At 67.1% G+C, this 401-nt stretch carries 1 protein-coding gene; it reads left to right on the top strand.

Annotation, left to right across the window (positions count from 1 at the left end; genetic code table 11):
* The coding region (locus D7X32_RS44710) for a peptidoglycan-binding domain-containing protein (protein ID WP_147450550.1) at nt 1-401 on the top strand (401 nt) is incomplete at both ends.

Below are 401 nucleotides of genomic sequence, written 5' to 3'. Positions count from 1 at the left end.
GTCCGACCTCGCCTGGGTCGGCCAGTATAACGGCGCCATCACCGGCGACGTCAGCGAGCGCATGGTCAACGCCATCAAGGAATACCAGAAGACCAAGGGCGGCAAGCCGACTGGCGTGCTCAATCCGCAGGAGCGCGCCGCGCTCGCCGAGACGGCGCGAAAGAAGCAGGAGAGCGTCGGCTGGAAGATCGTGACGGAGCCGACCAGCGGCGCCCGGCTCGGCATTCCCGGCAAGCTGGTGCCGCAGCAGGCAAGCGACGCCAATGGCTCGAAATGGACCTCGCCGACAGGGACGGTGCAGGTGGTTCTCAGCCGCCGCAAGGAGGCGAACCCGACCTCGGCAAAGCTCGCCGAGCTCGAGAAGGAGCCGTCCGGGCGCAAGGTCGATTACACCGTGGTGA

It is taken from the genome of Corallococcus carmarthensis, from assembly GCF_003611695.1.
GTDB lineage: Bacteria > Myxococcota > Myxococcia > Myxococcales > Myxococcaceae > Corallococcus > Corallococcus carmarthensis.
This window is presented reverse-complemented; position numbering and strand designations above follow the sequence as displayed.